Origin of the sequence: Streptomyces chiangmaiensis, assembly GCF_036281785.1 — a bacterium.
GTDB classification, from domain to species: Bacteria; Actinomycetota; Actinomycetes; order Streptomycetales; family Streptomycetaceae; genus Streptomyces; species Streptomyces chiangmaiensis.
Genome location: NZ_JAYWVC010000471.1, coordinates 1 through 2,439, shown reverse-complemented (window position 1 = coordinate 2,439; position 2,439 = coordinate 1). Strand labels below are relative to the sequence as shown.

At 62.9% G+C, this 2,439-nt stretch carries 2 protein-coding genes and 1 pseudogene; 2 read left to right on the top strand and 1 reads right to left on the bottom strand.

From position 1 onward, the window contains the following. Positions 1-103: 103 nt before the first annotated feature. Positions 104-449, bottom strand: a pseudogene (locus VXC91_RS44560) (transposase family protein); the annotation flags it as partial. A 128-nt stretch (positions 450-577) separates the two neighbouring features. Between VXC91_RS44560 and VXC91_RS44555 the strand changes: the two are divergent. Then, positions 578-775 (top strand): hypothetical protein, encoded by a 198-nt coding sequence (locus tag VXC91_RS44555; protein WP_329513042.1) that lies wholly within the window; start codon positions 578-580, stop codon positions 773-775. 584 nt (positions 776-1,359) lie between these two features. After that, entirely contained in the window at positions 1,360-2,142 is a 783-nt protein-coding gene (locus tag VXC91_RS44550; protein WP_329513041.1) for a helix-turn-helix transcriptional regulator, read from the top strand. The last annotated feature ends 297 nt before the right edge of the window (positions 2,143-2,439 follow it).

The following is a 2,439-nucleotide window of genomic DNA, read 5'->3' as shown; positions in this document are numbered from 1 at the left end:
ACCGGATGACCAAGTTCACAGGTCTCAGTAGTTCTCGCCGAATCAAAGACAAGCAGGTCCTGACACTGGTGAACGCCGCAGGCGACCGACCAGGGTGACTTCCCCGGTGTCGCAGGTCAGTGCGGTTGGGGACCGCGTGTCCGTGTTCGGCCAGGAGGGTGTGTATCTCTTGGACGGCCCGGGTGATGGTGGAGCGGTTGATGCCGCACGGCAGCTCGAGGAGGGCGTGCCGCAGATGAATGAGCGTGGCCATCACACGGTCGACGAGCACCAGCTGATGCCTGGCACCCGCCGCTCGCCGCCGGCTTCCTGGCCTGGCCGCGTGCATCGTGACGGCGACCTTCGACCAAGGCCTGCCACCGCATGGTCAACTCTTGGACGAGGCAGCCCAGATGGCGTTGCGAGATCCCCGTGAACAGCCGATGCGTCAGGACCGCCCGATCGACCATGATTGTCACGTGCTGATCATGCCACCCACCAGCGCAGACACCACACCACACCTGCTATCAGGCACCAACTCGACCGCTCCGGTATTGGCCCCGTCAGTCACTGGCAGGCCCGAGAACTGGTCGAAGCCGTGCACGACGCAGTCGAGACAGCGCTGAGCGCCCGCCAGTGGAAGGTCTTCACCGCCGTCGTCAACAGGGTCCCCCTGGAAACGCTCGCCAGCGAGCTGGAGACGAACCGCAACGCGCTCTACATGATGATGTCCGACGCCTGTAGGGTACTGCGAGCTCAGCGGATAGCCAGTGGACATCTCAGCATTGCAGGCTGAGGCACGGGCGATTACGTCGGCCCGGGCGGCGCTGACCCTCGGGGCTCGCACCGTGGCTGCATCCCAGGGCCCCGGTAGCCGTCCCGCCCCGGAGAGATGAGTAGCAACTTATTTTCCCGAGGGCCGTAGGTAAGAAGTCGCTCCTCCCGGGCGCTCACCTCCGAAGAGATTCACAGGGCTCGTAACACGATCTGGTTGAAGTGGGGTATCGGCTGGTGGCCGACTCCAGTCGTAGACAAACGAACAGGGGCCGGACAATGGTCCGAGGGTACTTTTCCATCCGGCCGGGTCCGAGCATGGAAAGTGAAATAATCGAGTCGGTCGCTTCGTCGTACTCACACGTCTGGTGACGCATAACGGAACCTGTCACGGAATGGCTCGAGTTGAACCACACCATGTATGACGGGGTTTCTGCCGGCTATAGCGGTGACAGTCGGTGAACCCGATGATTCGTCTTGACGAACTTGGTGCTCGACTTGGAGAGCCTGAGGAGGCCATCGGTGCCGCACTTGACCGGCTGAGTGCCCTGGCACTCATCAGTGCCGACGAAGTTGGCACTACGAGCTGTCAGACCTGAGGTCGGGATGGAACACCTGCTTGCCCGTCATCAGGCGGAACTGGCAGCACAGCAGCAGCAGATCGAGGTCTCCCGCCCGGCTGCCGCCGAACTGATCTCTGAATGTGCTGACCTGGCCCGAGGCAGCGATGATCCCGGAGCCGAGCGTCTGGTGGGCATCGAAGCCATCCGGGGACGCATCGCGGAACTGACCAGTAGGCTTGCCAGAGAGATCATGACTTTCGCTCCAGGAGATGCTCACCGCACGAGCGACCTGGCGGTAGCCAAGACCGTTGACCAGCCCATGCTCGAACGTGGGATCCGCATGCGCACGATCTGGTTGGACAGCATCCGGAACGGCGGGCCCACTCTGGAGTACGCCACCTGGCTGCAGTCGCTTGGAGGACAAGCCCGCACCGTACCCACTCTTCCAGTGCGAATGATCATCATGGATCGTAAGTGCGCCCTCCTGCCGGTGAACACCGTCGATGCCACAGCCGGCGCAGTAGTTCTGCATGGACAGGGCACAGTCGCGGCCTTGTGTGCCTTGTTCGACACCACCTGGGAGACTGGGACACCGCTGGGTACGTCCGAGCCACAGGATGCACGAGGCCTCACCCCCCAGGAGACGGAGCTCCTGCGCCTGCTTGGGCAAGGGCTTACCGATCAAGCAATCGCAGTAAGACTCGGTGTCTCACATCGCACTGCTCAACGCTTCGCTGCAAGCCTGATGGAAAAACTTGGTGCACGCAGTCGCTTCGAGGCGGGTTTCAAGGCAGCCGCGCGAGGTTGGCTTCTGCCCGAGCAGTGACGGCATCAGAGGGCTTGCTCAAGGAGGCAGCCGTACCGACTGACGTCAGGACGTAAACGAGCCCTGGACGGCTGACCGTCCAGGACCCTGTAGGCGTCGTCCGGCTCGCTGTAACTGGCGTAAGTTCCCGGCACCGGCCGCGGCGTGTGAGACCGGAGACGTCAGGCTGCTGGGAGTGACCTTGGAGAGCGTGGTAGACCCGCCGAGGACAGCGGCAGGCGTTGACGATCGCAGGATGACAGAAATGGTGAGCCACTCCGTCCGGTGCGGGCCGGTCTTCGATCGAAGCACCCGGGG